Annotated in this window: 20 protein-coding genes and 3 tRNA genes; all 23 read right to left on the bottom strand. The window is 72.0% G+C overall.

Annotated elements, in window-relative coordinates:
• Nucleotides 1-46 precede the first annotated feature (46 nt).
• The 23 genes from ACE3UN_RS00960 to leuB all read right to left on the bottom strand — a co-directional run bounded on the left by ACE3UN_RS00960 (nt 47) and on the right by leuB (nt 24,616).
• Nucleotides 47-3,187, bottom strand: coding sequence for an efflux RND transporter permease subunit (locus ACE3UN_RS00960; protein ID WP_374673026.1), 3,141 nt, complete (start codon nt 3,185-3,187; stop codon nt 47-49).
• A 16-nt stretch (nt 3,188-3,203) separates the two neighbouring features.
• Nucleotides 3,204-4,334: an efflux RND transporter periplasmic adaptor subunit gene (locus ACE3UN_RS00965; protein WP_374673027.1), complete on the bottom strand. Its 1,131-nt coding sequence runs from the start codon at nt 4,332-4,334 to the stop codon at nt 3,204-3,206.
• Nucleotides 4,331-4,891, bottom strand: coding sequence for a hypothetical protein (locus ACE3UN_RS00970; protein ID WP_374673028.1), 561 nt, complete (start codon nt 4,889-4,891; stop codon nt 4,331-4,333). Before ACE3UN_RS00970 ends, ACE3UN_RS00965 begins: the two co-directional genes overlap by 4 nt.
• Nucleotides 4,888-6,096: a TolC family protein gene (locus tag ACE3UN_RS00975; protein WP_374673029.1), complete on the bottom strand. Its 1,209-nt coding sequence runs from the start codon at nt 6,094-6,096 to the stop codon at nt 4,888-4,890. The genes ACE3UN_RS00970 and ACE3UN_RS00975 overlap by 4 nt, the downstream gene beginning before the upstream one ends.
• A gap of 15 nt (nt 6,097-6,111) precedes the next feature.
• Complete coding sequence (locus tag ACE3UN_RS00980) at nt 6,112-6,609, bottom strand: plastocyanin/azurin family copper-binding protein (RefSeq protein WP_374673030.1); 498 nt, start codon at nt 6,607-6,609, stop codon at nt 6,112-6,114.
• 135 nt (nt 6,610-6,744) lie between these two features.
• A complete protein-coding gene (locus ACE3UN_RS00985; protein WP_374673031.1) occupies nt 6,745-7,161 on the bottom strand; it encodes a hypothetical protein in 417 nt (138 codons plus the stop codon).
• 275 nt (nt 7,162-7,436) lie between these two features.
• A tRNA-Asp gene (locus ACE3UN_RS00990) sits at nt 7,437-7,513 on the bottom strand.
• An 87-nt stretch (nt 7,514-7,600) separates the two neighbouring features.
• Nucleotides 7,601-7,676: transfer RNA gene (locus ACE3UN_RS00995), tRNA-Glu, on the bottom strand.
• Nucleotides 7,677-7,712: 36 nt separating this feature from the next.
• Nucleotides 7,713-7,788 (bottom strand) — tRNA-Ala (locus ACE3UN_RS01000).
• 109 nt (nt 7,789-7,897) lie between these two features.
• The gene (gene gltX, locus ACE3UN_RS01005; RefSeq protein ID WP_374673032.1) at nt 7,898-9,307 is read right to left on the bottom strand and encodes a glutamate--tRNA ligase; all 1,410 of its coding nucleotides are present in this window, start codon (nt 9,305-9,307) and stop codon (nt 7,898-7,900) included.
• Nucleotides 9,308-9,360: 53 nt separating this feature from the next.
• On the bottom strand, nt 9,361-10,614 hold the full coding sequence (locus ACE3UN_RS01010) for an O-succinylhomoserine sulfhydrylase (RefSeq protein ID WP_374673033.1): 1,254 nt from the start codon (nt 10,612-10,614) through the stop codon (nt 9,361-9,363).
• Complete coding sequence (gene purF, locus ACE3UN_RS01015; RefSeq protein ID WP_374673034.1) at nt 10,604-12,136, bottom strand: amidophosphoribosyltransferase; 1,533 nt, start codon at nt 12,134-12,136, stop codon at nt 10,604-10,606. Before purF ends, ACE3UN_RS01010 begins: the two co-directional genes overlap by 11 nt.
• A 49-nt stretch (nt 12,137-12,185) precedes the next feature.
• Nucleotides 12,186-12,692, bottom strand: coding sequence for a CvpA family protein (locus tag ACE3UN_RS01020; RefSeq protein WP_374673035.1), 507 nt, complete (start codon nt 12,690-12,692; stop codon nt 12,186-12,188).
• Nucleotides 12,693-12,712: 20 nt separating this feature from the next.
• Entirely contained in the window at nt 12,713-13,474 is a 762-nt protein-coding gene (locus tag ACE3UN_RS01025) for an SPOR domain-containing protein (RefSeq protein WP_374673036.1), read from the bottom strand.
• 47 nt (nt 13,475-13,521) lie between these two features.
• A complete protein-coding gene (folC, locus tag ACE3UN_RS01030; RefSeq protein ID WP_374673037.1) occupies nt 13,522-14,808 on the bottom strand; it encodes a bifunctional tetrahydrofolate synthase/dihydrofolate synthase in 1,287 nt (428 codons plus the stop codon).
• A gap of 60 nt (nt 14,809-14,868) precedes the next feature.
• Nucleotides 14,869-15,741: an acetyl-CoA carboxylase, carboxyltransferase subunit beta gene (gene accD, locus ACE3UN_RS01035; protein WP_374673038.1), complete on the bottom strand. Its 873-nt coding sequence runs from the start codon at nt 15,739-15,741 to the stop codon at nt 14,869-14,871.
• Nucleotides 15,742-15,744: 3 nt separating this feature from the next.
• Entirely contained in the window at nt 15,745-16,566 is an 822-nt protein-coding gene (gene trpA / locus ACE3UN_RS01040; protein ID WP_374673039.1) for a tryptophan synthase subunit alpha, read from the bottom strand.
• Nucleotides 16,566-17,810 carry a tryptophan synthase subunit beta gene (gene trpB / locus ACE3UN_RS01045; protein WP_374673040.1) on the bottom strand — a complete coding sequence of 415 codons (1,245 nt, stop codon included), beginning with the start codon at nt 17,808-17,810 and terminating at the stop codon, nt 16,566-16,568. Before trpB ends, trpA begins: the two co-directional genes overlap by 1 nt.
• Before the next feature lie 64 nt (nt 17,811-17,874).
• A complete protein-coding gene (locus ACE3UN_RS01050; protein ID WP_374673041.1) occupies nt 17,875-18,510 on the bottom strand; it encodes a phosphoribosylanthranilate isomerase in 636 nt (211 codons plus the stop codon).
• A 6-nt stretch (nt 18,511-18,516) separates the two neighbouring features.
• Nucleotides 18,517-19,323, bottom strand: coding sequence for a tRNA pseudouridine(38-40) synthase TruA (gene truA / locus ACE3UN_RS01055; RefSeq protein ID WP_374673042.1), 807 nt, complete (start codon nt 19,321-19,323; stop codon nt 18,517-18,519).
• Nucleotides 19,316-21,994, bottom strand: a complete 2,679-nt coding sequence (locus ACE3UN_RS01060) for a FimV/HubP family polar landmark protein (protein WP_374673043.1) — start codon at nt 21,992-21,994, stop codon at nt 19,316-19,318. Before ACE3UN_RS01060 ends, truA begins: the two co-directional genes overlap by 8 nt.
• A 279-nt stretch (nt 21,995-22,273) precedes the next feature.
• The gene (asd, locus tag ACE3UN_RS01065; RefSeq protein ID WP_374673044.1) at nt 22,274-23,428 is read right to left on the bottom strand and encodes an aspartate-semialdehyde dehydrogenase; all 1,155 of its coding nucleotides are present in this window, start codon (nt 23,426-23,428) and stop codon (nt 22,274-22,276) included.
• Nucleotides 23,429-23,524: 96 nt separating this feature from the next.
• The gene (gene leuB, locus ACE3UN_RS01070) at nt 23,525-24,616 is read right to left on the bottom strand and encodes a 3-isopropylmalate dehydrogenase (protein WP_374673045.1); all 1,092 of its coding nucleotides are present in this window, start codon (nt 24,614-24,616) and stop codon (nt 23,525-23,527) included.
• Nucleotide 24,617 lies beyond the last annotated feature (1 nt).

The raw sequence follows: 24,617 nt of genomic DNA on the forward strand, positions 1-24,617 counted from the left end.
GGTCTCCGTGGGATGAAGGGAGGGACAGGATCGGCGCGGGCCGACCTCAGAACGCCTCGCGGGCGGGTGGCACGGCGTCGGCCGGGGCCGCCGCGCCGGTGGATGCCAGCAGGCGCTCGGTGGCCCGGCGGCCGAACTGCAGGTAGAGCACCGGCGTCAGCAGCGTGTCCAGCAGCGTGGAGCTGACCAGCCCGCCGAAGATCACCACGGCCACCGGGTGCAGGATCTCCTTGCCCGGCGCGTCGGCCGCCAGCAGCAGCGGCGTCAGCGCGAACGCGGCCGTCAGCGCCGTCATGAGCACGGGCGTGAGCCGCTCCAGCGAGCCCCGCACCACCATCGCCTCGCCGAAGCGCTCGCCCTCGAACTGGCACAGGTTGATGTAGTGGCTGATCTTCAGGATGCCGTTGCGTGCCGCGATGCCGGCCAGCGTGATGAAACCCACCATGGAGGCCACGGAGAGCGTCACGCCGGCCAGCCACATGGCCACCACGCTGCCGATGAGCGCGAGCGGGATGTTCGCCATGATCATGCCCGCCAGCACGGCCGAGCGGTAGCGCGAGTACAGCACCAGGAACACCATGCCCAGCGACAGCACCGACAGCGCGGCGATCAGCCGGGTCGCGTCCTCCTGGGCCTGGAACTGGCCCTCCAGGGTGATGAAGGTGCCGGCGGGCAGCGCGGTGCGGTCCACGCTGCGCCGCAGGTCCTCGATGATCTGCCCCATGTCCGAGCCGTCGGTGTTGGCGTAGACGACGATGCGGCGGCGTCCGTTCTCGCGGCCGATCTGGTTCGGCCCGTCGGACTCCTCCACCGTGGCGATCGACGACAGCGGCAGGCGCCCCGCGGGCGTGTCGATCAGCGTGCGCGCCAGGTCCTGCGGGCCACGGGCGGTATCGGGCAGGCGCAGCACCAGGTCGTAGCGGCGCGTGCCGTCCACGATCTGCGCCCCATGGGCGCCGTCGGTGAGCGCCTGCAGCACACGGATGGCCTCGCCCGGCGCCAGCCCCACCTGGGCGGCACGACGATGGTCCAGGCGCACGGTGACCTGCGGGATCAGCACCTGCTTCTCCACCGTCAGGTCGACGATGCCGGGGATGGTGGCCATGCCCTGGCGCACCTGCTCGGCCAGGCCGCGCAGGGTGTCGGTGTCGTCGCCGAAGATCTTCACCGCGATCTGCGCCCGCACGCCCGACAGCAGGTGGTCCAGCCGGTGCGAGATGGGCTGGCCCACCGACACCTGCGCGGGCAGCACCGCCAGGTGCTGGCGGATGTCGGCCAGCACGGCCTCGCGCGGGCGTTCGGAGGGCGCCAGATCCACCTCCACCTCGGTGGAATGCACCCCTTCCGCGTGTTCGTCCAGTTCGGCACGGCCGGTGCGCCGGCCCACCTGCCGCACCTCCGGCACCTCCTGCAGCAGCCGCTCGGCCAGTGCCCCCATGCGGTTGGACTCGTCCAGCGAGGTGCCGGGGTTGAACAGCATGCCGACCACCAGCGAGCCTTCGTTGAAGGCGGGCAGGAAGGCGCGCGGGAAGAACGGCACCGACGACGCCGCCACCCCCACCGCGAGCACGGCCCCTCCCATCAGCGGGCGCGCGTGGCGGAACGACCAGGCGAGCACGCGGGTGTCCCAGGCCTTCAGCCGCTGCACCAGCGGGCTGTCGCCGTGGCCGAGCCGCTTCATGCGCGGCAGCAGGTACGACGACAGCACCGGCGTGACCGTCATCGACACCGCCATGGACGCGAGGATGGACACGATGTAGGCGATGCCCAACGGCGTGAACAGCCGCCCTTCGATGCCCGGCAGCGCGAACAGCGGCACGAACACCAGCACCACGATGACCGTGGCGTAGACGATGCCGGAACGCACCTCCACGCTGGCCTGGCGCACCACCTCCAGCACCGGCAGCGGGTGACCCTGGGCGGCGTTGTGCTTCAGGCGCCGCAGGATGTTCTCCACGTCCACCACGGCGTCGTCCACGAGCTCGCCGATGGCGATGGCCAGGCCGCCCAGCGTCATGACGTTGATGGACTGGTCGAGCCAGCGGAAGACCAGCGCCGTGACCGCCAGCGACAGCGGAATGGCGAGCAGCGAGATGAGCGTGGTGCGCGCCGACAGCAGGAACGCGAACAGCACGATCGCCACCATGACCGCGCCGTCGCGCAGGGCCTCGGTCACGTTGCTGACCGACGCGAGGATGAAATCCCCCTGTCGGAACAGCACCTGCGGTTCGCTCAGGCCGGCCGGCCGCCCCTTGGCGAGCTCGGCGAGCGCCTGCTCGACCTGGCGCGTGACACGCACCGTGTCGGCATTGGGCTGCTTCTGCACGCTGAGCACCACCGCCGGCGCGCCGCCGTAGCCGGCCTCGCCGCGCTTCTGCGCCGCGGCGAAGCGCACGCTGGCCACCTGCTCCAGCGTGACCGCCCGGCCGTCCTTCCAGGCCACGGCCACGCCCTGCAGGTCCTCCACCCGGCTGGTCTTGCCGATGTGCCGGATGAGGTACTCGCGGTTGTTCAGGTCGACGAAGCCCCCACCGGCATTGGACGCAAAGCCTTCCAGCGCCGCCTGCACCTGCGACAGCGTCACGCCGAGCTGCGCCATGCGGGCGGTGTCGGGCTCCACGCGCAGCTGGCGCACCTCGCCGCCGATGGGGACGACCTGCGAGACCCCCGGCACCGACAGCAGACGCGGCCTCAGCACGAAATCCGCGTACTCGCGCGCCTGCATGGGCGTGGCCCCCTGCGCGGCGTCCAGCGGCAGCGCCAGCAGCAGGATCTCGCCCATCAGGGACGACACCGGCCCCATCGCCGGGCTCACGCCCGCGGGCAGCTGCTCGCGCACCAGGGTTAGGCGTTCCGAGACCAGCTGTCGGTTGAGGTAGATGTCCGTGCCCCAGTCGAACTCCGCGTAAAGGATGGACAGGCCGACGCCGGACGTGGAGCGCACGCGCGTCACCCCCGGCATGCCGTTGAGCGCCGTCTCCAGCGGGTAGGTGACCAGCTGCTCCACCTCCTGCGGCGCCATGCCGCCGGCCTCGGTCATCACCGTGACCACCGGCTTGTTGAGGTCGGGGAACACGTCCACCGGCGTGCGGGTGGCGGTGAACGCGCCATAGGCCATCAGCAGCGCGGCGAACACCAGCACGAAGGGCCGGTTGTGCAGGCTGATGCGAACGATCCAGTTGAACATGGGCGGTCTCCCGGCGTCAGCGCACCTGCGCGATGAGAGAGGCGCCCTGCACCACCACCCGGTTGTCCGGCCCCAGGCCCTGGGTGACGACCACGGTCCGCGCATCCAGCGGCTGCACCTGCACGGGCTGGGCCACGAAGCGTTCGGCGCCGGCCTTGACCCACACCACCGTCTCGTTCGCCGGGCTGCGCGTGACGGCCTGCGCGGGCAGGACGTGGCCCCTGACCGTCTGGCGCAGCGAGGCCACCACCGTGACGGGCTGCCCGATCGCCAGCGGCAGGGGGCCGGGCCCCGTGGCGCGGAAGGTCAGCGGCAAGGTGCCGTCGCGCAGCGACCGGGCGGCGCCCAGGAACCGCAGCTTCACCGCCGGCAGGCCCGCCAGCGCCGCGCCGGCGAGCTGGCTGCCCAGCGCGGCGTCGGGCGTGCGGGCTTCCACCAGCACGCGCGCCGGGTCCACCACCTCGAACAGCACGTCCCTGGGCTCGACCACCTGGCCGGCGACGCCCATGGCACTGGCCACGACGCCGTTGACGGGCGCCACGAGCGCCTCGCGCGCGCCCACGCTGCCGGACAGCGCGCGCTCCTGCGCGCCCAGGCCCTGCAGCTCGGACCGCGCGGCCTCGATCTCCTTGCGCGGCACGGTGCCCTCCAGCGACTCCAGCCGCTGCAGCCGCTGCGCGGCCAGCTGGCGGCTGGCACGCACCTGCGCCAGCTGGGCCTGCTGGTTGGCCAGCTCCACCGGGCTGGCGTTGTAGGCCACGTAGGCCAGCACCTCGCCCTGGCGCACGGCCTGGCCCGCCACCGGCAGGCCCCGCGGCCCCGGCAGCAGCTTGCCGCCGGCCAGCGCCTGCACCCGCCCGCCCGCGTTGGGGTCCATCACCACCTGGCCCGGCAGCTCCACCGCCGCGGCCGCGTCGGAGGCGGTGGCGAGCACCGTGCGCAGGCCCCAGCGCCGCTGGGCCGGCACCGGCACGCTCACGCTGCCATCGGGCAGGCGGCTGATCGCACCGGGCATCGTGACGGGCGCCGTGTCCAGGTGCTCGCCGTTGGGCCCATGGGCGCCGGGGCCGGCGTACGCCGCGCCGGCGGCGATCAAGGCCAGGGCCAGGGCCAGCATCGTGCTCGGCCCGTACATCCGTGTCTTCATGGACGCGCTCCTCGCGCGGTGGGGCGGCGGCGCACGCGCCACGCCCAGGCGCCGCCCATGGCGGCGATCAACAACGCGGCCGCGGCTGCGGCCGCGCCGACAGCGGGCCCGGCCGCCTCGGGCGCCGGGTCCTCGGCCTGCGACAGGGTGGCCTCCAGCAGGTCGGCCTCCTGGCCGGCCGTCACGGTGGCCACCAGGGCGTGTTCACCGGGCCTGCGCAGGGCCTGCACGAAGCGCGGCTCGGTGACCACGTAGCTCCCGTGGTCGGGCTGGTAGGTGGCCACGGCACGCAGCGGCCCGGATTCCAGCTCCAGGGTCGCACCGGCCACCGGCTCGCTGGTGGCGTAGCGGTTGAGGTACAGCACCAGCGCGCTGCCCTCCAGGCGGCCGACCAGCTCGAAGGCGTCCGTGGCCGCTTCCACGCGGCCCGCGTCGGCCGACGCGGCCGACGCCGGGTGCGGCTCGTCGCCGTGCGGCTCGTCGCCGTGGCCCCAGGCCGCGGTGGCGCTGCCGCCGGCCAGCGCGGCCGCCAGGAGGGAAGGGATCAGGAGGTTCATGGCATGGCTCCCAGCGCCTGCTCGAGGCGCGACACGGCCTGAGCGAACACCGCGCGCGCCCGCGCGGCGGCCGCTTCCGCCTGGGTGGCGGCGGTCAGGGCGCGCAGCATGTCGGGCAGCGCCGTCTCGCCGGCGCGGAAAGATTTGTCGATGAGGCTGGCACGCTCGCGCAGCAGCGCAGCGCGGGCCTGCTCGTCCCGCCACTGCTGGCGCGCGGACGTTTCGGCTGCGCGCGCGCCGTCCTGCTCGGCCTGGACCTGGCGCTGCAGGGCGCGTTCAGCCGCCTCGGCGAGCTCCACCTCGGACAGGGCGGCGGCCAGGAGCGGCTCGTTGCGGCTGGCGCTGCCGAACGGCACGCGCAGCGCGACCCCGACGCCACGCACATCCGGCTCGCCGGGGGCGGCCTCATGGCGCGCACTGAGCACCAGCTCGGGCGCATCGCGGCGCGACGCGCGGGCCACCTGCAGGCGGTGGCGCGCCACGGCCACCTCGGCCGCCGCCGCGGCCAGCGCGGGATGTCCTGCCGACGCCGCCGCCGGCGCGTCCACGGGCAGGTCCACCACCTCGGGCAGCCCGGTCAGCGCCGCCCACTGGCGCTCGGCGGCCAGCAGGCGCTGCCGGGCCTGGGCCAGGGCCGTGGCCGCGGCGAGCCGCTCCGCGTCCGCACCCAGCGCGTCCGCGCGCGCCAGTTCGCCGGCGGCGACGCGGCGCGCCACGTCCGCCGCCAGCGTGGACAGCTCCTGCGCCTGCGCGTGAGCGGCCGCCACGTCGGCGCGCTGCAGGGCCACCTCCGCGGCGGCGTCGCGCACGGTGCCGGCCAGGCGCCAGCGGGCCAGCTGGGCCTGGGTGGTGGCCAGGGCCAGCTCGGCGTCGCCCTGCGCCTGGTGGGCGGCCCGCTGGCCGGGCAGCCACAGGGACAGCGCCACGCCCACCTCGGTCTCGCTGGCCGCGCCGCGTCCTGCCTGGCGGTTGCGCAGCGTGCCCAGCTCGACCGACGGCGGGGCGGCCCACCAAGCCGAGGCCGCCGTCTGCCCGGCCTGCGCGCGGCGCGCCTGGCCCGCCGCCTCCGCCGCCACCGTGCCGAGCGGCCAGGCCGCGTCCACCGCCTGGGACAGGGTGACGGCAGCCCGTGCGCCCGCCGACGCCCAGAACGCGAGGACGATGGCCAAGCCGGCCACCGCGGCTCGCCCGTGCATGCGTGTCATCGAGGCCTCCGCGCGTCAGCGCACCACGATCCGGCCGTGCATGCCCGCCTCGAAGTGGCCGGGCAGCAGGCAGGCGAACCGGAACTCGCCTGTCCGGGTGAACTGCCAGACGATCTCGCCCGACTCGCCAGGCGCCACATGGACCATGCTCGGGTCGTCATGCTCCATGTCGGGGTGCTGCTTCATCGCCTCCCAGTGGGCGCGGATGGCCTCGTCGGTGCCCAGCACCAGCTCATGCGGCAGGCGGCCCTTGTTCACCACCTTGAGCCGCACGGTTTCGCCGCGCCGCAGCGTGAGCTGGTCGGGGGTGAACCGCATGCGGTCGCTCATGTCGAGCGTGAGGGTGCGGGTGACCTTGCCGGGGTCGCCCTGGCGGCCGAAGGCGGTGTCCTCCACCTGCGACGCGACGTAAGCGGGCGCCTTGGGGGCGTGGCCGCCCGCGCCATGGGCAAAGGACGGGGTGGCGGCGATCGCCGCGAGGGCGGCAATGCCGCCCGAAAGGAATCGGTTCATGGTCGAGCTCCGGATCTGACGGTCGTGCGGACGTCGGGCCGCACGGGAAGATGCGGACGGGTGTCCGCACCGGGCCGGTGGCCGCCGTTCAGGCGGGCACGCAGGCCACCACGGCGCAGCGCGGCGCCGCAGGCGTCAGAGGGCTCGAGGAGGGCGCTCCTGACCTTCCGAGGGATGGCTCGGCGGCGGAGCGATGAAGGCCGGGTACGACGTGGCCGCCGTGGCCATGGGGGCCAGCACGGCGGGCGGGGCGCTCATGATGGGTGGCGCGCCGCAGGACGCGGCACAGACGCTGCCGTGCTCGGCGCACGGGTCGTCCGTGGCGTCGGCACCCGCGGCCGGCGTCGCCGGCAGCAAATGGTCCGCGTGGACGTGCTCGTCGCCATGGGCATGGCCTTCGGCGCCGTGTGCCGAGCCGTGCTCGTGCGGGGTGGACACCGCGTGCCCCGTGCCGTGGTCGCGGTCCATGCACCACGTGACGTTGGCCAGCGCGCCCCGCATCGGGAGCACCAGGGCCAGCAGCACGAGCAGCAGGAGTCGGACAGTCTTCACGGCAGGCGAGGTTAGCACGCAAGGCCGACGGGCACGCCGCGACCACAGGACATCACCTTAAACCTTGTCACGAGGGCAAGGTCAAGTCCATGGGATCGGCAGGGATGTGTCGGCCGTCATCGGAGGTGCGGGTTCGGCTGCGGCTTGGCCGCGTGGCGGTGGCACCGGGCCAGGCGCCCCACGCTCCGTGACGACCCCGACCCGGACCCCAACATCCAGGCGCCCCATGCGAAACGGGGCAACCACCGTGAAGTGATTGCCCCGTTCGGAATAAGTGGCGGAGTGGACGGGGCTCGAACCCGCGACCCCCGGCGTGACAGGCCGGTATTCTAACCAACTGAACTACCACTCCGCGTGGTGCTGAACTTCGGGCTCTGCTGTCGCATCACCCCGGGCTTTCAACTGCCCGTGCCTCGCACCTTGAACAAGCCAAGGTGGTTGGCGTCCCCTAGGGGATTCGAACCCCTGTTACAACCGTGAAAGGGTCGTGTCCTAGGCCTCTAGACGAAGGGGACGTTGTCCTTTCCATCACTCGACGACGCCACCATCATTGGTGGAGGTAAGCGGGATCGAACCGCTGACCTCTTGCATGCCATGCAAGCGCTCTCCCAGCTGAGCTATACCCCCGTTTGATTCGCCGTGAAACGACTGCCTTGCGTATGCATCGAGCTGCCGTTTCGCTGCTGACTCAATTCGGTTGCGCCGTTGAGCGAAGACCAAGAGTATAGAACAGTTTTTAAACGGCACGCAAGCGGTGCAGCACGTCTTCCCGAGAAAAAAGCTCAAGTACCGCGTCCACTGACGGCGTCTGCGTGCGGCCGCACACCAGCACGCGCAGGGGGACCGCCAGCTGCGGCATTTTCAGGCCCTGCTCGGCGATGGTGGCCTTGATGGCCTGCGCGATGGTGCCCTTGTCCCAGTCGATCTCGGCCAACCGCCCGCGCAGGGACGCCAGCGCCGGCCGGATGGCATCGGTCACGTGCGCGGCCACGTCCTCGTCGCGGGGCGTGACCGGCGTGACGTACATCTGCAGCCAGTCCGCCAGCTCGACGGTGGTGGCGCAGCGGTCCTTGAACAGGCCGCACATGCGCACCAGGCGATCGCTGTCGGGTACAGGGGCACCACGCCCCTGCAACTGCGTGGCCACCAGGGTGGCCAGCCGCGCGTCGTCGGCCTGCTTCATGTACTGCCCGTTCACCCAGGCGAGCTTGGCAGGGTCCCACTGGGCCGGGCTCTTGTTCAGGTGCGAACCGTCGAACCAGGCCACCATCTGCTCACGGGTGAACAGCTCGTCGTCTCCGTGGCTCCAGCCCAGCCGGGCCAGGTAGTTGAGCATGGCCTCGGGCAGGTAGCCGCCCTCCTCGTAGGCGGTCACGCTCACGGCGCCCCGGCGCTTGGAGAGCTTGAGGCCGTCTTCGCCAAGGATCACCGGGCAGTGGCCGAACTGCGGCAGTGGCGCCCCGAGCGCGCGGAAGATGTTGATCTGCCAGGGTGTGTTGTTCACGTGCTCGTCGCCGCGGAAGACATGGGTGATGCCCATGTCCCAGTCGTCGACCACCACCGCGAAGTTGTACGTGGGCACGCCGTCGGTGCGCTGGATGATCAGGTCGTCGATCTCGCGGTTGGCGATGGTGATGGGGCCCTTGACCAGGTCGTCCCAGGTGACCTCGCCCTCCAGCGGGTTCTTGAAGCGCACCACGGGCTGCACGCCGGCGGGCACCGGTGGCAGGGTCTTGCCCGGCTCGGGGCGCCAGGTGCCGTCGTAGCGGCGCTTCTCGCCGCGGGCCTCCTGGCCGGCCTTCATCGCCTCCAGTTCCTCCGGCGTGCAGTAGCAGCGGTAGGCGGTGCCGGCGGCGACCATCTGCTCGACCACGGCGTGGTAGCGCGACAGGCGCTGCATCTGGTAGATGGGGCCCTCGTCGTAGTCGAGGCCCAGCCAGTGCATGGAGGCGATGATCTGGTCCACCGAGTCCTGCGTGGAGCGCGCCACGTCGGTGTCCTCGATGCGCAGGACGAACTGGCCACCATGGTGGCGGGCATAGGCCCAGGAGTACAGCGCGGTGCGCGCCGTGCCCAGGTGCAGGAAGCCCGTGGGCGATGGCGCGATGCGCGTGCGGATGGTCGGGGGAACGGCGGTAGAGGTCATGCGGTCAGGGCAGTGGCCAGTGGCAGCGCGGGTCGGCGGCAGGCGCGGGCGGCTCAGCGTGCCAGCGCATCCAGGCCGCGCTGCAGGTCGGCCTTCAGGTCGTCGATGTCGTCCAGGCCCACCGCCACGCGGATGAGGCCCTGGCCGATGCCGGCCGCCTGGCGCTGCGCCTCGGTGAGGCGGCCGTGCGAGGTGGTGGCCGGGTGGCTGATGGTGGTCTTGGTGTCACCCAGGTTGGTGGTCAGCGAGCACACCTCGGTGGCGTCGATCACCGAGAAGGCGTTGGCGCGCAGCGAGGCGGCGTCGTCGCCCAGCACGTCGAACGACACCACCGCCGCGCCGCGGCCCGACTGCTGGCGCATGGCCAGCGCATGCTGCGGGTGGCTGGCCAGGCCGGGGTAGTGCACCCGCGCCACACCCGGCTGCTCGCTGAGCCACTGCGCCAGCGCCAGCGCGCTGTCGCTCTGCGCGGCCATGCGGATGGACAGGGTCTCCATGCCCTTGAGCACCACCCAGGCATTGAAGGGCGACAGCGTCATGCCGGCCGAGCGCATCACGGGCACCAGCTTGCCCTGCAGCAGGTCCTCGGGCCCGCACACCGCGCCAGCGATCACACGGCCCTGGCCATCCAGGTACTTGGTGCCTGAGTGGATGACGAAGTCGGCGCCCCACTCCACCGGCCGCTGCAGCGCGGGCGAGCAGAAGCAGTTGTCGACGGCGAGCCAGGCACCCGCGCCGTGCGCGATGTCGGCCAATGCGGCGATGTCGCACACCTCGGTGAGCGGGTTGGTGGGCGATTCCGCGAACAGCAGGCGCGTGTTCGGCTGCAGCGCCGCGCGCCATTCGGCCGGGTCGGTCTGCGAGACGAAGCTGGTGTGCACGCCGAAGCGGCCCATCACGTCCTGCAGCAGCTTGATGGTGGAGCCGAACACGCTGCGCGAGCAGACCACGTGGTCGCCGGCCTTGAGCAGGCCCATCATCAGCAGCGTGATGGCGGACATGCCGCTGGCCGTGCCGACGCAGGCCGCCATGCCCTCCAGCGACGCCAGGCGCCGCTCCATCATCATCACCGTGGGGTTGGAGAAGCGGCTGTAGGTGAACGCCTCTTCCTCGTCGGCAAAACGCCGTGCCGCGGTGGCGGCATCGGGGTAGGTGAAGCTGCTGGTGAGGTAGAGCGCCTCGGCGTTCTCGCCCCACTGCGAGGGCGGCAGCCCCTCGCGCAGTGCGCGCGTGGCCGGCCGGGCCGAGGCCGGCAGCCGCACGCGCGGCAGGCGCTTCCTGCCCGCGCCGGACCCGTCAGCGGCCATCGTGCACCACCTGCCCGCTCTGCAGCGACAGCCGGCCGCGCCCCGGGCCGTCCTCGTCGTCACCCTGGGCCGCACGCTGGGCCTGCATGGCGGAGAAGTCCTCGGCGGTGACGTCGCCCGTGATGTAGTGGCCGTCGAAGCACGAGGCCTCGAAGCCCGCCAGACGCGGGTTGAGCGCACCCACCACGCGCTTCATGGCCGCCACGTCCTGGTAGATGAGCGCGTCCGCGCCGATGTAGGCACGGATCTCCTCCATGCTGCGGTTGTGCGCGATGAGTTCGTCCTTCGTGGGCATGTCGATGCCGTACACGTTCGGGAAGCGCACAGGCGGCGCGGCCGAGGCCATGTAGACCTTGTTGGCCCCGGCCTCGCGGGCCATCTGGACGATCTCCTTGCTGGTCGTGCCGCGCACGATGGAGTCGTCCACCAGCAGCACGTTGCGGCCCTTGAACTCCACGCCGATGGCGTTGAGCTTCTGGCGCACGCTCTTCTTGCGCACGGCCTGGCCCGGCATGATGAAGGTGCGGCCCACGTAGCGGTTCTTCACGAAACCCTCGCGGTAGGGCTTGCCGATCTTCTGCGCCAGCTGCATCGCGGCCGGTCGGCTGGACTCGGGGATGGGGATCACCACGTCGATCTGCGACGGCGGCATGGTGGAGATGACACGCTGCGCCAGCGTCTCGCCCATGTTCAGGCGCGCCTGGTAGACGGAGACGCCGTCCATCACGGAATCCGGCCGGGCCAGGTACACGAACTCGAACATGCAGGGGTTGAGCGTGGGCGATTCCGCGCACTGCTGGGCATGCACGCGGCCGTCCAGGTCGATGAACACCGCCTCGCCCGGCGCGATGTCGCGCACGAAGCGGTGGCCGGTGCCCTCGAGCGCCACCGACTCGCTGGCCACCATGTACTCGGGGCCCTGCTCGCCGGCCAGCTCGCCGAAGCACAGCGGCCGGATGCCGAAGGGGTCGCGGAAGGCCAGCAGGCCATGGCCGGCGATGAGCGCCACCACCGCGTAGGAGCCCTTGATGCGCTTGTGCACCGCGGCCACGGCCTTGAACACGAGCTCGGGCGTCAGCGCCAGGTCGCGACCTGCGCGCTCGAGTTCGTGCGCCAGCACGTTGATCAGCACCTCGGTGTCGCTCTCGGTGTTGATGTGGCGGCGGTCGATGTCGAACAGCTCCTTCTTGAGCGCCAGCGCGTTGGTCAGGTTGCCGTTGTGCACCAGCACCACGCCGAAGGGCGCGTTCACGTAGAACGGCTGGGCCTCTTCCTCGCTGTAGGCGTTGCCGGCAGTGGGGTAGCGGACCTGCCCCAGCCCCACGGTGCCGGGCAGCGCGCGCATGTTGCGGGTGCGGAACACGTCCTTCACCATGCCGCGCGCCTTGTGCATGAAGCACTTCGTGCCCTGCATGGTGACGATGCCCGCCGCATCCTGGCCGCGGTGCTGCAGCAGGAGCAGGGCGTCGTAGATCAGCTGGTTGACCGGCTGCTTGGAGATCACGCCGACGATGCCGCACATGGGTTGGGTCCGTTCGATGGAAGGAGGTTCGACAGGCCGGGGCGCCGGGTCAGGCGCCACGGCGGGGGGCCGCCCAGTCGGCGGGCCACCAGGGTTGGAGTTCGTGCAGGACGACGCCCAGCCAGGCGGCGCCCTGCGAAGCCTGCCACGCCGGCCAGTGGCGGGCGATGGGTGTCCAGGTGACCACCAGGGCCACCACCAGCAGCAGCAGCACGCCGCGCGCGAGCCCGAAGCCGGCGCCGAGCGCCCGGTCCAGCACGGTCAGTGGCGTGGCCGACACCAGGCTGCGGGCCAGCCGGGCGAGCAGGGTCCAGGCCACCAGGGTCGCGAAGAAGGTGAGGCCGAAGGCCGCTGCCACACGGGCCAGGCTGCCCGGGGCACCCACCGGCAGCCAGGAGGCGGTCCAGTCGCTGCCCGCCTGGGCGACGACGAAGGCGACCACCCAGCCGACGATGGCAAGCACCTCGTAGACCAACCCGCGCCACAGCCCGACGGCCACCGACACCAGCAGCACCGCGGCCAGTGCCCAGTCCACCCAGCTCAAGCCCGCGACCATGCCCTGCCCTGCCGCCGGCCTCAGAGCACCAGCACGGCCGCCTGCAGGCCGCCCGCCTTGATGCGACGCGCGGCCTTCTCGGCCTCGGCCTTGGTGGGATAGGGCCCGACGCGGACGCGGATGCGCCGCCCGGTGGCCGACTCGATCACCTGGGTGTAGGTCTTCAGGCCCATGGCCTCGACCTTCATGCGGGCCTCGCGGGCGCTCGCGGCCTCGGCGAAGGCGCCGATCTGCACCACGAAGCGGCCCGTGTCCGCCGCCGCATCGGCGGCCTTGGGGGCGGCCTCGCTGGCCTTGGCGGCCGGCTTGGGCTCGGGACGCGCCTCGGGCTTGGGTTCCGGCTTGGGTTCCGGCTTCGGTTCGGCCTTGGGCTCCGGCTTCGGTGCCGGCGGGGTGTCGGCCTTGGGCTCGGGGCGCAGCTCGGGCGCGGGCGGCGTGGCCTGCGCTGCGGGGGCCGCCGCCACGGGCGGCGCCTCGACCGGGGGCGGCACCACGGCCGCCGGGGCGCTGCGCACCGGCCGGCCGCCCGGCGCCGACAGGGGTGCGACCTGGTCGCGCGACGGGATCTCGATCGGGATGTCCACCGAGATGGGGCGAGGCTGCGTCTCGAACAGCAGCGGGAAGGCGATGATGCCCACGCCCAGCAGCAGGGCCGCGCCGATCAGGCGGCGGCGCGCGCGGGTGCGTGCATCACGCACCACCTCCTGGGGGTCGGCGTTGGCATGCAGCTCGGGCGCGTGTCCCGGTGCGGAGGCGGAAGGCTTTTTGGACAGCAGACCCATGCGAGGCGGCGGGTGGGGCAAGCGGCGAGCGTTGCGCCCGCTGCATTTCAGGCCTGGTGCGGCGCTTTCAGCCTGGGCAGCCCCTGCTTCAGCACGCCGCCCACGGTGTAGAACGAACCGAAGACCACGATTCTATCAGTGGGGTCTGCCGCGGCCAGGGCGGCCGACAAGGCGTCCGAGGGCGTCGGGTGCCGGCTCGCCGCGGGCGTCGACCCCGGCAGGCTGGCCAGGGTGTCGGCCAGCTCCACCGCCGTGGCGGCGCGCGGCAACGGCAGGTCGGTGAGGTACCAGTGCTCGATCAGCGGCGCGATGCGGGCCATCACGCCGGCGAGGTCCTTGTCGCGCATGGCGCCGAAGACGGCCAGGGTGCGCGGGAAGAACCCCATCTGGTCGAGGTTGAGCGCCAGCGCGGCCACGGATTGCGGGTTGTGCGCCACGTCCAGCACCAGCGCCGGCTGGCCGGGCACGATCTGGAAGCGCCCCGGGAGGTCCACGGCGGCCAGCCCGCGCCGGACCGCCTGCGCGTTGATGGGCAGGCGCTCGCGCAACGATTCCAGCGCGGCGATGGCGCCGGACGCATTGAGCAGCTGGTTGGCGCCGCGCAGCGCCGGGTAGGCCAGGCCGTGGTAGCGGCGCCCACGGCCGCTCCAGCCCCACTGCTGGCGGTCGCCCTGCTGGTTGAAGTCGCGGCCCATGAGCCACAGGTCCGCGCCGATCTCGGTGGCATGGTCGATCACGCTCTGCGGCGGCACGGGGTCGGAGACGATCGCGGGCCGGCCGGTGCGCAGCACGCCGGCCTTCTCGCGGCCGATGCTCTCGCGGTCGGGGCCGAGGAACTCGGTGTGGTCGAGGTCGATGCTCGTGATGACGGCGCAGTCGGCGTCGAAGGCATTGACCGCGTCGAATCGGCCGCCCAGGCCGACCTCCAGGATCACCAGGTCCAGCGGCTCGCGTGCCAGCCGGTGGGCGATGGCCAGCGTGCTGAACTCGAAGGTGGTGAGCGCCACCTCACCGCGCGCGTCCTCCACGGCCTGGAAATCCTCGTCGAGCGACTCCGCCGCCACCGGCGCGCCGTTGACCCGGCAGCGCTCCTCGAAGTGCACCAGGTGCGGCTTGATGTAGAGCCCCACGCGGTAGCCGGCCGCGAGCGCGATGGCCTCGATCATCGAGCAGGTGGAGCCCTTGCCGTTGGTGCCGGCCACCGTGATGACCGGCACGTCGAAGCGCAGCCCCATGGCCGAGCGCACCTGCTGCACCCGCTCCAGCGACAGGTCCATGGTCTTGGGGTGCAGGCTCTCGCTGTGGGCGAGCCAGTCGGCCAGCGTGCGGGTCATCACAGGTTCCTGGAAAGAAAAACGGCCAGGCTGGGCCTGGCCGTCGGACGATTGCCGGCCTCAGGCCACGGCATCGGCGCTCTGGCGCTGCAGCATGGCCAGTTGGCGGGCGATGGTGGCGCGCAGCTGGCGGCGGTCGATGATCATGTCGATCGCCCCCTTGCCCATCAGGAACTCGGCGCGCTGGAAGCCCTCCGGCAGGTCCTCGCGCACGGTGTTCTTGATCACGCGCTGGCCGGCGAAACCCACCAGGGCCTTGGGCTCGGCGATGACCACGTCGCCCACGAAGGCGAAGCTGGCCGACACGCCACCCATGGTCGGGTCGGTCAGCACGCTGATGTAGGGCAGCCGGGCCCGGGCCAGGTGGGTGAGCGCCGCGTTCGTCTTGGCCATCTGGAACAGGCTGAACAGGCCCTCCTGCATGCGCGCGCCGCCGGTGGCGGTGAAGCTCACGAAGGGCACCTTCTGCTCGAGCGCCGTCTCCACGCCGCGCACGAAGCGCTCGCCCACCACCGAGCCCATGGAGCCGCCCATGAAGTCGAACTCGAAGGCGGCCGCCACCACCGGCACGCTCATCACCGCGCCGCCGATGACCACCAGTGCGTCGGTCTCGCCCGTGGTCTCCATCGCGCCCTTCAGGCGCTCCGGGTACTTCTTGCTGTCCTTGAACTTCAGCGGGTCCACCGGCAGCACCTCGTGGCCGATCTCGTAGCGCCCTTCGGCATCGAGGAAGGCGTTGAGGCGGTCGCGGGCGCCGATGCGGTGGTGGTGGTCGCACTTGGGGCAGACGTTGACGTTCTGCTCCAGGTCGGTCTTGTAGAGCACCGACTCGCACGACGGGCACTTGATCCACAGCCCCTCGGGCACCGAGCGGCGCTCGGCCGGGTCGGTTTGCTGGATCTTCGGGGGCAGCAGTTTCTCAAGCCAGCTCATCGGTCAAGGCTCCTTCAAGGTGTCCAGGGCGGCGCGGATCCCGGCGATGAACCGGCCGGCCGCCAAGGGCGCATTGTCGCGCGTTTCGTTTTCCAGGATCTGGATGAGGCGCGAGCCGATCACGACGCCGTCGGAGACCCGTCCCACGGCCATGGCGGTGGCCTCGTCGCGGATGCCGAAGCCGACGCCCACGGGCACGCTCACATGGCGCCGGATGCGGGGCACGGCCTCCGCCACCGCATCGGTGTCCAGGTGGCCGGCACCCGTGACGCCCTTGAGCGACACGTAGTACACGTAGCCGCTGGCCAGCCGGCCCACCTGGGCCATGCGCGCCTCGGTACTGGTGGGCGCCAGCAGGAAGATCAGGTCCAGGCCGTGCGCGCGCAGCAGGGCGGCGAAGGCCTCGCATTCCTCGGGCGGGTAGTCCACGATCAACACGCCGTCCACGCCGGCGGCCGCCGCGTCGCGCACGAAGGCACCGGCACCGTGGCGCTGGTCGTAGCGCTCCACCGGGTTGGCGTAGCCCATCAGCACCACGGGCGTGGCGGCGTCGCGCGCGCGGAAGCTGCGCACCATGTCCAGCACCTGGGCCAGGCCGATGCCGCGCGCCAGGGCGCGTTCCGACGCCTTCTGGATCACCGGGCCGTCGGCCATGGGGTCGGAGAAGGGCACGCCCAGCTCGATGACGTCGGCGCCCGATTGCGCCAGGGCGAGCATGATGTCCACCGTGGCGTCGGCGTACGGGTCGCCTGCGGTCACGTAGGGGATGAGCGCCTTGCGGCCGGCCTGCTGCAGGGCGCGGAAGGTGGTGGCGATGCGGCTCATCACACGCCCCCCTTCACGGTCTGGCCGCGGCATGACGGCCGGCAGTAGAACTCGGCGCCGGACAGGTCGGCCACGGTGCCGATGTCCTTGTCGCCGCGGCCCGAGAGGTTGACCAGCAGGTGCTGGTCGGGGCGCAGCGTGGCCGCCAGCTTCATCGCGTGGGCCACCGCATGGCTGGATTCCAGCGCGGGGATGATGCCCTCGGTGCGGCACAGGCGGTGGAAGGCCGCCAGCGCCTCGTCGTCGGTGATGCCCACGTACTCGGCCCGGCCGATGTCCTTGAGGTAGGCGTGTTCGGGGCCCACGCCGGGGTAGTCCAGCCCGGCCGAGATGGAGTGCGTCTCGGTGATCTGGCCGTTCTCGTCCTGCAGCAGGTAGGTGCGGTTGCCGTGCAGCACGCCGGGCGAGCCGGCCGAGAGGCTGGCCGCGTGCTTGCCGGTGGACAGGCCCTGCCCCGCGGCCTCCACGCCGATGAGGCGCACACCCTCGTGCGGGATGTAGGGGTAGAAGATGCCCATGGCGTTGCTGCCGCCGCCCACGCAGGCGATGACGGCGTCGGGCTGGCGGCCGATGGCCTCGGGCATCTGGCCCAGGCACTCCTCGCCGATCACGGCCTGGAAATCGCGCACCATCGCCGGATAGGGCTCGGGGCCCGCCACCGTGCCGATGATGTAGAACGTGTTCTCCACGTTCGTCACCCAGTCGCGCAGCGCCTCGTTGAGCGCGTCCTTCAGGGTGCGGCTGCCGGATTCGACGGGCACCACGCGCGCGCCCAGCAGGTGCATGCGGTAGACGTTGGGGCTCTGGCGCTTCACGTCCTCGGCGCCCATGTAGACCACGCACTCCAGGCCGTAGCGGGCGCAGATCGTGGCCGTGGCCACACCGTGCTGGCCGGCGCCCGTCTCGGCGATGACGCGCAGCTTGCCCATGCGGCGCGCCAGCAGGGCCTGGCCGATCACGTTGTTGATCTTGTGGGCGCCCGTGTGGTTGAGGTCCTCGCGCTTGAGGTGGATCTGCGCCCCGCCGATCTCGCGCGACAGGCGCTCGGCGTGGTAGATCGGGCTGGGGCGGCCCACGAAGTGGCGCAACTCGCGCTTGAACTCGGCGATGAAGGCCGGGTCGGCCCGGTAGTGGGCGTAGGCGTCCTTGAGCTGGTCCAGGGCGTGGACGAGCGTTTCGGAGACGAAGCGGCCGCCATAGGGGCCGAAGTGGCCCGTGGCGTCGGGCTGCTGGTAGACGGTCATGAAGGGATGTGCACTCGCGGATTCGGGGGGCCGGCGGTGGCGCCGCGGCGGCCGGCTCGGGCGGTCAGCCCGCCCGGGCGTCGGCGTCGCGCACCGCCTGGCAGAACCGGCGCATCAGCGCGGCATCCTTGATGCCCTTCGCGCTTTCCACGCCGGAGCTCACGTCAACGGCCCAGGGCCGGACGCGCAGCACCCCATCGGTCACGCTTGCAGGATTCAACCCACCAGACAAAACGACCGGACAGGGCACGTCGGCGGGAATGAGAGACCAATCGAATGCCTTTCCACCCCCGCCATAGCCCTCGACATGGGCGTCGAGCAGCAGGCCGGTGGCCTGCGGGTGGCGGGAGGCCAAGTCTAGCAAATCGACCCCCGGCGCCATGCGGGCGGCGCGCAGGTACGGACGGCCCGGCGCGGTGCAGGCCTCGGGCGTTTCGTCGCCATGGAACTGCAGCAGCGCCTGCGGCACCGCCTGCAGACCGGCGTCGATCTCCGCCGGCGTCGCGTTGACGAACAGCAGCACCGGCGTGACAAAGGGCGGCAGGCGCCGGGCGAGCGCGCCGGCGCGCTCGGCCACCACCGCGCGCGGGCTGCGCGGGTAGAGCACGAAGCCCAGCGCGTCGGCGCCTGCGGCGACGGCGTCGTCGACGTCGGCCTCGCGGGTGAGGCCGCAGATCTTGATGCGGGTGCGGTGCGACATGCGTGGTCAGGGCAGCCAGTCCATGGCCGCGGTGCGGTCGGGCAGGCCGAGGTCCGCATCGTAGGCCGGGCCCACGAAGTACAGGCCGTCGGGGGCGAAGGTGGGCGAGGCGGCGTCGCGGCTGCGCGCCGCGACGACATCACCCATCCAGCCCGGCGGGCGGCTGCCCTGCCCCACCGCCACCAGGCAACCCATCAGGTTGCGCACCATGTGGTGCAGGAACGCACTGGCCTCGAAGTCGAAGCGCCAGTAGGCGCCGTGGCGCGAGATGTCGAGCTGCCGCAGCGTCTTCACCGGCGATGGCGCCTGGCATTCGGACGAACGGAAGGAGCTGAAATCGTGCTCGCCGAGGAGGTGGGTGGCCGCCTCGCGCATGGCGTCGCCGTCCAGCGGGCGGAACACCCAGCCGCAGCCGCCGCGCTCGATGGCCGGACGCACGGGCGATTCGAGCAGCAGGTAGCGGTAGCGGCGGCCGCGCGCGCTGTTGCGGGCGTGGAAGTGGGCCGGCACCGGCCGGCACCACTGCACCGCGATGTCGGCGGGCAGGTAGCGGTTGGTGCCGCGGATCCAGCTGAACTCGGGCCGGTCCAGCGGGGTGTCGAAGTGCACGACCTGGTTCAGCCCGTGCACCCCGGTGTCGGTGCGCCCGGCGCACAGCGTGCTCACCGGCTGGGCGGCGAACTGAGAGAGCGCCGCCTCGAGGGTGTCCTGCACGGTGCGCCCGTCCGGCTGGCTCTGCCAGCCGTGGTAGCGGTCGCCCCGGTAGGCCAGGCCCAGCGCCAGGCGCCGGGCCGGGCGAGGGTCGTCAGCCAAGGTCGTCGAGCATGGCCTGCGCACGCGCCTTCAGCGCGCCGTCGGCCTTGGCGACCACTTCCTCCAGCAGGTCGCGGGCACCTTCCATGTCGCCGATGCGGCGGAACTCGTCGGCCAGCTCGAGCTTGCGGCCGAGCGGGTCGCCGTCCTCGCCTTCGTCGATGGGCAGCTGGCTGCGCTGCGTGTCGTCGGCGGTGGCGTCGCCCAGGTCCAGCGACAGGTCGCCGAAGTCGAACACCGACGGCGCGGTGGCCTCGGGCTCGGGCCGCGCCTCCGGCGCCGCAGGCGCCGGGCTGGGCGGCAGGTCCAGCGTGGGCAACTCGTCGAAGTGCATCACCGGCTCGCCCATGCCGGGCTCGGGGGACAGCGGCAGGTCGGGCAGATCGGGCAGGTCGACGGCCGGCTGGTCCAGCAGGCCGGACGCCGTGTCCAGCGGCCGCGTGCTCTCCACGCCCTGCAGGGACGACGGCGCCCCGAGGTCGATGTCGAGCTCACCCGGCGCCGTGTCGAGCAGCACCTCGCCCACGGGCTGGGTGCGCTCGGCGGGCGGCTCGTCGTCGACGCGCGCCGCCGGCGCACCGAGCTGGTCGCGCAGGTCACCCGTGGGGGCCGAGGGGTCGAGGTCGACGTCGGCCACCGCGCCGGCGGCCATGGCCGCACCTGCCACCCCCAGCGCGCCGTACAGCGGGTTCGCCGGGTCGATCGAGCGGCCCAGCTCCACGGCCTTGTCCCAGTCCTCGCCCTGGCCGCCGGTCTGCTCCTGCAGCTGGCGGGCCTGGGCCTCGAAGGCCTTGGTGTCGGCGCGCTTGGCGTACACCTCGAGCAGCTTGGAGCGGATGGCCACCCGGCCCGGGTCGCTGCGCAGGGCTTCCTTGAGGATCTCCTCGGCCTGCAGGTCGCGGCCATAGGCGAGGTAGACGTCGGCCTCGGCCACGGGGTCCACGTCGCCGATGGCGTCGAGCTGGCTGAGCGAATAGCTCAGCGAGGAGCTGCTGGAGGCGCCGTCCCGCGTGTCGACACGCTGGCCGCCGCTGACGCCGAAGAAGGAATCCGGCTGCAGCTTGCTCTCGATGAAGGAGGTCTCGGCGGCACCGTCACCCTTGCGGCGGCGCAGGCGCATCACGCCCCAGCCCGCCAGCAACGCGACGAGGCCAGCGGCACCGGGCAGCACCCAAGGATTGCCGGAGAGCGACTCCAGGAAGCTCGGCTCGGGCGCAGGGGCCGGCACGGGGCGCGCCGGCCGCTTGGCCGCAGGGCGGGAGGCCGGTGCAGACGCCGGGACGGCGGCGGACGCGGCCAGCGGCGCGGAGGCGGCACCGGGTGCGGACGCCGCCAGCGAGGCGGCGGCTGCAGGCGCCGGCGCCGCCGAAGCGACCACGGCCGCTGCCGGTGCGGCCGCCGGCGGGGGCGTCACAGGTGCCGGTGCGGGTGCCGGTGCCGGCGGGGGCGGCGGCGTGACGGCTGCGGCCGGCACCGTGACGCCGGGCTTGGCGGCGGGCGCCGGGGCCGGCGGTGCGGGCGGCGTGGCGGCCGGCTTGCCGGCCGGCGCCGGGGTGGCCGATTTCGTGGCATCGGCCAGCTGCTTGAGCTCCTGGACGTTGCGCGACAGCTCGGCCACGCGCGTCTCGTTGGCCTTGCGCTCGGTGTCCTTGGACACCTTGGCCTCGGAGGCTGCGGCGCGCGCCGCGCCCTGGCTGAGGGTGAGCTTGTCGGGCGACGCGGCGCCGGTGTCGGTCTTGCGGTCCTTGACCGCCGTCTGCACCTGGCCGGTGACCTGGCGCGCGGGCTCGCTGCCCTTGACCGTGGGCGCCGCACCGGCGAGGCGCTGGCGGAAGGTGGCGAAATCGGCACTGTGGGCCTGGATCACCTTGCGCGCCTCGTCGGGCGCGATGTCGCCCGCGGCGGCAGCGTCAGGCACGCTCAGCACCACACCCGACTTGAGCCGGTTCATGTTGCTGTCGATGAAGGCCTGCGGGTTGCCGCGGTACAGCGCGACCAGCATCTGGTCCAGCGAGACGCCCGGCCGGGCGTTGGAGGATGCGATGGACGACAGGGTGTCGCCGCTGCGCACGCGGTAGCTGTCGGCGCCGCCCGCGCTGGTGGCCGGTGCGGGCGGCTGCGCGGCAGGGCGCGGGGCCGGCGCCGGGCTGGCCGGACGGGTGGCCACCGCCGGCGGCGGGCTCGTCGGCCGGGCAGCGGGCGCGGGGGCGGGCGCGGCCGCGGACATGGCCGGCGCCGTCGATGGCGCGGGAGCGGGGCGGGCGGCCGTGACCGGCGGGTCGATCAGCAGGGTGTAGGCGCGTTGCAGCCGGCCGCTCGACCAGGAGAAGTCGATCACCATGTCGACGAACGGCTCGGACACCGCTCGCTCGCCGGTGACGCGGATGAAGGCACGGCCATCGGGCCGCCGGGCCAGCGACAGCTGCGCGCCCTGCAGGGCGGCGTTGAAGTCGACACCCGCTGCCCGGAAGGCCTCGGGCGACGCCAGCGTGCTGCGCAACGAGGCGGCCTCCTCGGCCGTCATGCTGGTGATGTCGATCTCGGCCCGCAGGGGCTCACCGAGCGCGGACTGGACGGTCAGGCGGCCCAGCGACAGCGCCTGGGCGCCGCCGGCGTGCAGCATGAGGAGGGCGGCAGCGGCCACGGACGTCAGCGATGCGGTCTTGGCCATGGATGAAGAGTTCTTCAAAGCGTCTCCCGAAACGCCATCAGCGGGCCTGCAGGCGCAGGTCCGCGTGGAATGACCGTTCTCTCGGCAGGAAGTGAGAAAACACCAGAGCATCAAGCATATAGGCTCCGATGCTCACGCAAAACCTCACCTCCGGGAGTATTTGCGTTTTCACCGGCCCGCGCGGGGGCACGATGTGGCCGGCCGACAACATCGTTCTTGACAACAGTAACGTGTCGTTTCAACTGCCCCCGGTCCACCGGGGCAGTCGAAGCCGCCCGGTCAGGCCTGCAGCAGGATGCGCAGCATGCGGCGCAGCGGCTCGGCCGCGCCCCACAGCAGCTGGTCGCCGATGGTGAAGGCGCCGAGGTACTCGGGGCCCATGGCCAGCTTGCGCACACGCCCCACGGGAATCGTCATGGTGCCGGTCACGGCCACGGGCGTGAGGTCGCGGACGGTCGCCTCGCGGGTATTGGGCACGAGCTTCACCCACTCGTTGTCGGCGGCGATCATGGCCTCGATGTCGGCCAGCGGCACGTCCTTCTTCAGCTTGAAGGTGAGCGCCTGCGAGTGGCAGCGCATGGCGCCCACGCGCACGCAGAAGCCGTCCACCGGCACCGCCGGCGAACCGAAGCCCTCGCCCTGGCCGAGGATCTTGTTGGTCTCGGCCATGCCCTTCCACTCTTCCTTGGACTGGCCCCAGCCCGGCTCGCCCGGCTGCTTGCCGATCCCGAGATCCTTGTCGATCCAGGGGATGAGCGACCCCCCCAGCGGCACGCCGAAGTGCGCTGTTTCCTCGGCGGTCAGCGAGCGCTGCTTGGCGATCACGCGGCGGTCGATCTCCAGGATGGCGCTCTTGGGGTCGTCCAGCAGCGCCTTGACCTCGGCGTTGAGCGTGCCGTACTGGGTGAGCAGCTCGCGCATGTGCTGCGCACCGCCACCGGAGGCGGCCTGGTAGGTCTGGGTGCTCATCCACTCGACCAGGCCGGCCTTGTAGAGCGCGCCCACGCCCATGAGCATGCAGCTCACGGTGCAGTTGCCGCCGATCCAGTTGCGGCCGCCACGGGCCATGGCGTCCTTGATCACCGGCATGTTCACCGGGTCCAGCACGATGACCGCGTCGTCCTGCATGCGCAGGGTGCTGGCGGCGTCGATCCAGTGCCCCTTCCAGCCCGCGGCGCGCAGCTTGGGAAACACCTCGGTGGTGTAGTCGCCGCCCTGGGCGCTGAGGATGATGTCGCAGCGCTTGAGCGCGTCGATGTCGAACGCGTCGCGCAGCGTGGTCTCGTTCTTCGCCATGGCCGGGGCGGCGCCGCCGGCGTTGGAGGTGGAGAAGAACAGCGGTTCGATGAGGTCGAAGTCGCCCTCGGCGACCATGCGCTCCATGAGCACGGAGCCCACCATGCCGCGCCAGCCGACCAGTCCTACGAGTGCCATGTCAGATGCCTTTGAAAAGTTGCCCGGACCCACTTCACCTGCCACCCCGGCTCGCTTCGCCGGGGTCCTGGGTAGGGGCGAGACGAGACCGAGCTGTCAGCTCTTGGTAATCGTTTTGCCGGTGACCGCCGCGACCACGGCGTCACCCATCTCGCGCGTACCCACCTTGTGGGTGCCTTCACTCCAGATGTCGGGCGTGCGGTAGCCCGCGGCCAGCACGGCGCGCACCGCGTTCTCGACGCGATCGGCGGCTTCGGGCTGCTGAAGGGAAAAGCGGAGCATCATGGCGGCAGACAGAATTGTAGCCAGCGGGTTGGCAATGCCCTGACCCGCGATGTCCGGCGCGCTGCCGTGGCTGGGCTCGTACAGCCCCTGGTTCTTCGCGTTCAGCGAGGCCGACGGCAGCATGCCGATCGAGCCGGTGAGCATGGACGCCTCGTCCGAGAGGATGTCGCCGAACATGTTGCCGGTGACGATGACGTCGAACTTCTTCGGCGCCTTCACCAGCTGCATGGCGGCGTTGTCCACGTACATGTGCTCCAGCGCCACGTCGGGGTACTGGGCGTGCACCTCGGTGACCACGTCCTTCCAGAACTGGAAGGTCTCCAGCACGTTGGCCTTGTCCACGCTGGTGACCTTCCTGCCGCGCTGGCGCGCGGCCTGGAAGGCCACGTGGGCGATGCGCTCGATCTCCGGGCGCGAGTAGCGCATGGTGTCGAACGCCTCCTCGGCGCCTGGGAAGTGGCCGTCGCTTGCCGTGCGGCGACCGCGCGGCTGGCCGAAGTAGATGTCGCCGGTGAGCTCGCGGATGATCAGGATGTCCAGGCCCGCCACCAGCTCGGGCTTGAGGCTGGACGCGTGCGTGAGCTGCGGGTAGCAGATGGCGGGGCGGAAGTTGGCGAACAGCCCCAGGTGCTTGCGCAGGCCCAGGATGGCCTGCTCGGGCCGCAGCGAGCGCTCCAGCGTGTCGTACTTCCAGTCGCCCACGGCGCCGAACAGCACCGCGTCGGCGGCCCGGGCCAGCTTCAGCGTGGACTCGGGCAGCGGGTGGCCCATCGCCGCATAGGCGGCGCCACCCACGGGCGCCTGCTCCAGCTCGAAGGGCAGGTCGAGCACGTTCAGCACGCGCACGGCCTCGGCGACGATCTCGGTGCCGATGCCGTCGCCAGGAAGGACTGCGATTTTCATG

The organism is Ideonella sp. (assembly GCF_041918995.1).
Taxonomy (GTDB): domain Bacteria; phylum Pseudomonadota; class Gammaproteobacteria; order Burkholderiales; family Burkholderiaceae_C; genus Ideonella.

What these genes read in the sequence shown, in the direction of transcription:
- ACE3UN_RS00960 (WP_374673026.1), bottom strand. Translation starts at nt 3,187, where the DNA reads ATGTTCAACTGGATCGTTCGCATCAGCCTGCACAACCGGCCCTTCGTG.
- ACE3UN_RS00965 (WP_374673027.1), bottom strand. Translation starts at nt 4,334, where the DNA reads ATGAAGACACGGATGTACGGGCCGAGCACGATGCTGGCCCTGGCCCTG.
- ACE3UN_RS00970 (WP_374673028.1), bottom strand. Translation starts at nt 4,891, where the DNA reads ATGAACCTCCTGATCCCTTCCCTCCTGGCGGCCGCGCTGGCCGGCGGC.
- ACE3UN_RS00975 (WP_374673029.1), bottom strand. Translation starts at nt 6,096, where the DNA reads ATGACACGCATGCACGGGCGAGCCGCGGTGGCCGGCTTGGCCATCGTC.
- ACE3UN_RS00980 (WP_374673030.1), bottom strand. Translation starts at nt 6,609, where the DNA reads ATGAACCGATTCCTTTCGGGCGGCATTGCCGCCCTCGCGGCGATCGCC.
- gltX (WP_374673032.1), bottom strand. Translation starts at nt 9,307, where the DNA reads ATGACCTCTACCGCCGTTCCCCCGACCATCCGCACGCGCATCGCGCCA.
- ACE3UN_RS01010 (WP_374673033.1), bottom strand. Translation starts at nt 10,614, where the DNA reads ATGGCCGCTGACGGGTCCGGCGCGGGCAGGAAGCGCCTGCCGCGCGTG.
- purF (WP_374673034.1), bottom strand. Translation starts at nt 12,136, where the DNA reads ATGTGCGGCATCGTCGGCGTGATCTCCAAGCAGCCGGTCAACCAGCTG.
- ACE3UN_RS01020 (WP_374673035.1), bottom strand. Translation starts at nt 12,692, where the DNA reads ATGGTCGCGGGCTTGAGCTGGGTGGACTGGGCACTGGCCGCGGTGCTG.
- ACE3UN_RS01025 (WP_374673036.1), bottom strand. Translation starts at nt 13,474, where the DNA reads ATGGGTCTGCTGTCCAAAAAGCCTTCCGCCTCCGCACCGGGACACGCG.
- folC (WP_374673037.1), bottom strand. Translation starts at nt 14,808, where the DNA reads ATGACCCGCACGCTGGCCGACTGGCTCGCCCACAGCGAGAGCCTGCAC.
- accD (WP_374673038.1), bottom strand. Translation starts at nt 15,741, where the DNA reads ATGAGCTGGCTTGAGAAACTGCTGCCCCCGAAGATCCAGCAAACCGAC.
- trpA (WP_374673039.1), bottom strand. Translation starts at nt 16,566, where the DNA reads ATGAGCCGCATCGCCACCACCTTCCGCGCCCTGCAGCAGGCCGGCCGC.
- trpB (WP_374673040.1), bottom strand. Translation starts at nt 17,810, where the DNA reads ATGACCGTCTACCAGCAGCCCGACGCCACGGGCCACTTCGGCCCCTAT.
- ACE3UN_RS01050 (WP_374673041.1), bottom strand. Translation starts at nt 18,510, where the DNA reads ATGTCGCACCGCACCCGCATCAAGATCTGCGGCCTCACCCGCGAGGCC.
- ACE3UN_RS01060 (WP_374673043.1), bottom strand. Translation starts at nt 21,994, where the DNA reads ATGGCCAAGACCGCATCGCTGACGTCCGTGGCCGCTGCCGCCCTCCTC.
- asd (WP_374673044.1), bottom strand. Translation starts at nt 23,428, where the DNA reads ATGGCACTCGTAGGACTGGTCGGCTGGCGCGGCATGGTGGGCTCCGTG.
- leuB (WP_374673045.1), bottom strand. Translation starts at nt 24,616, where the DNA reads ATGAAAATCGCAGTCCTTCCTGGCGACGGCATCGGCACCGAGATCGTC.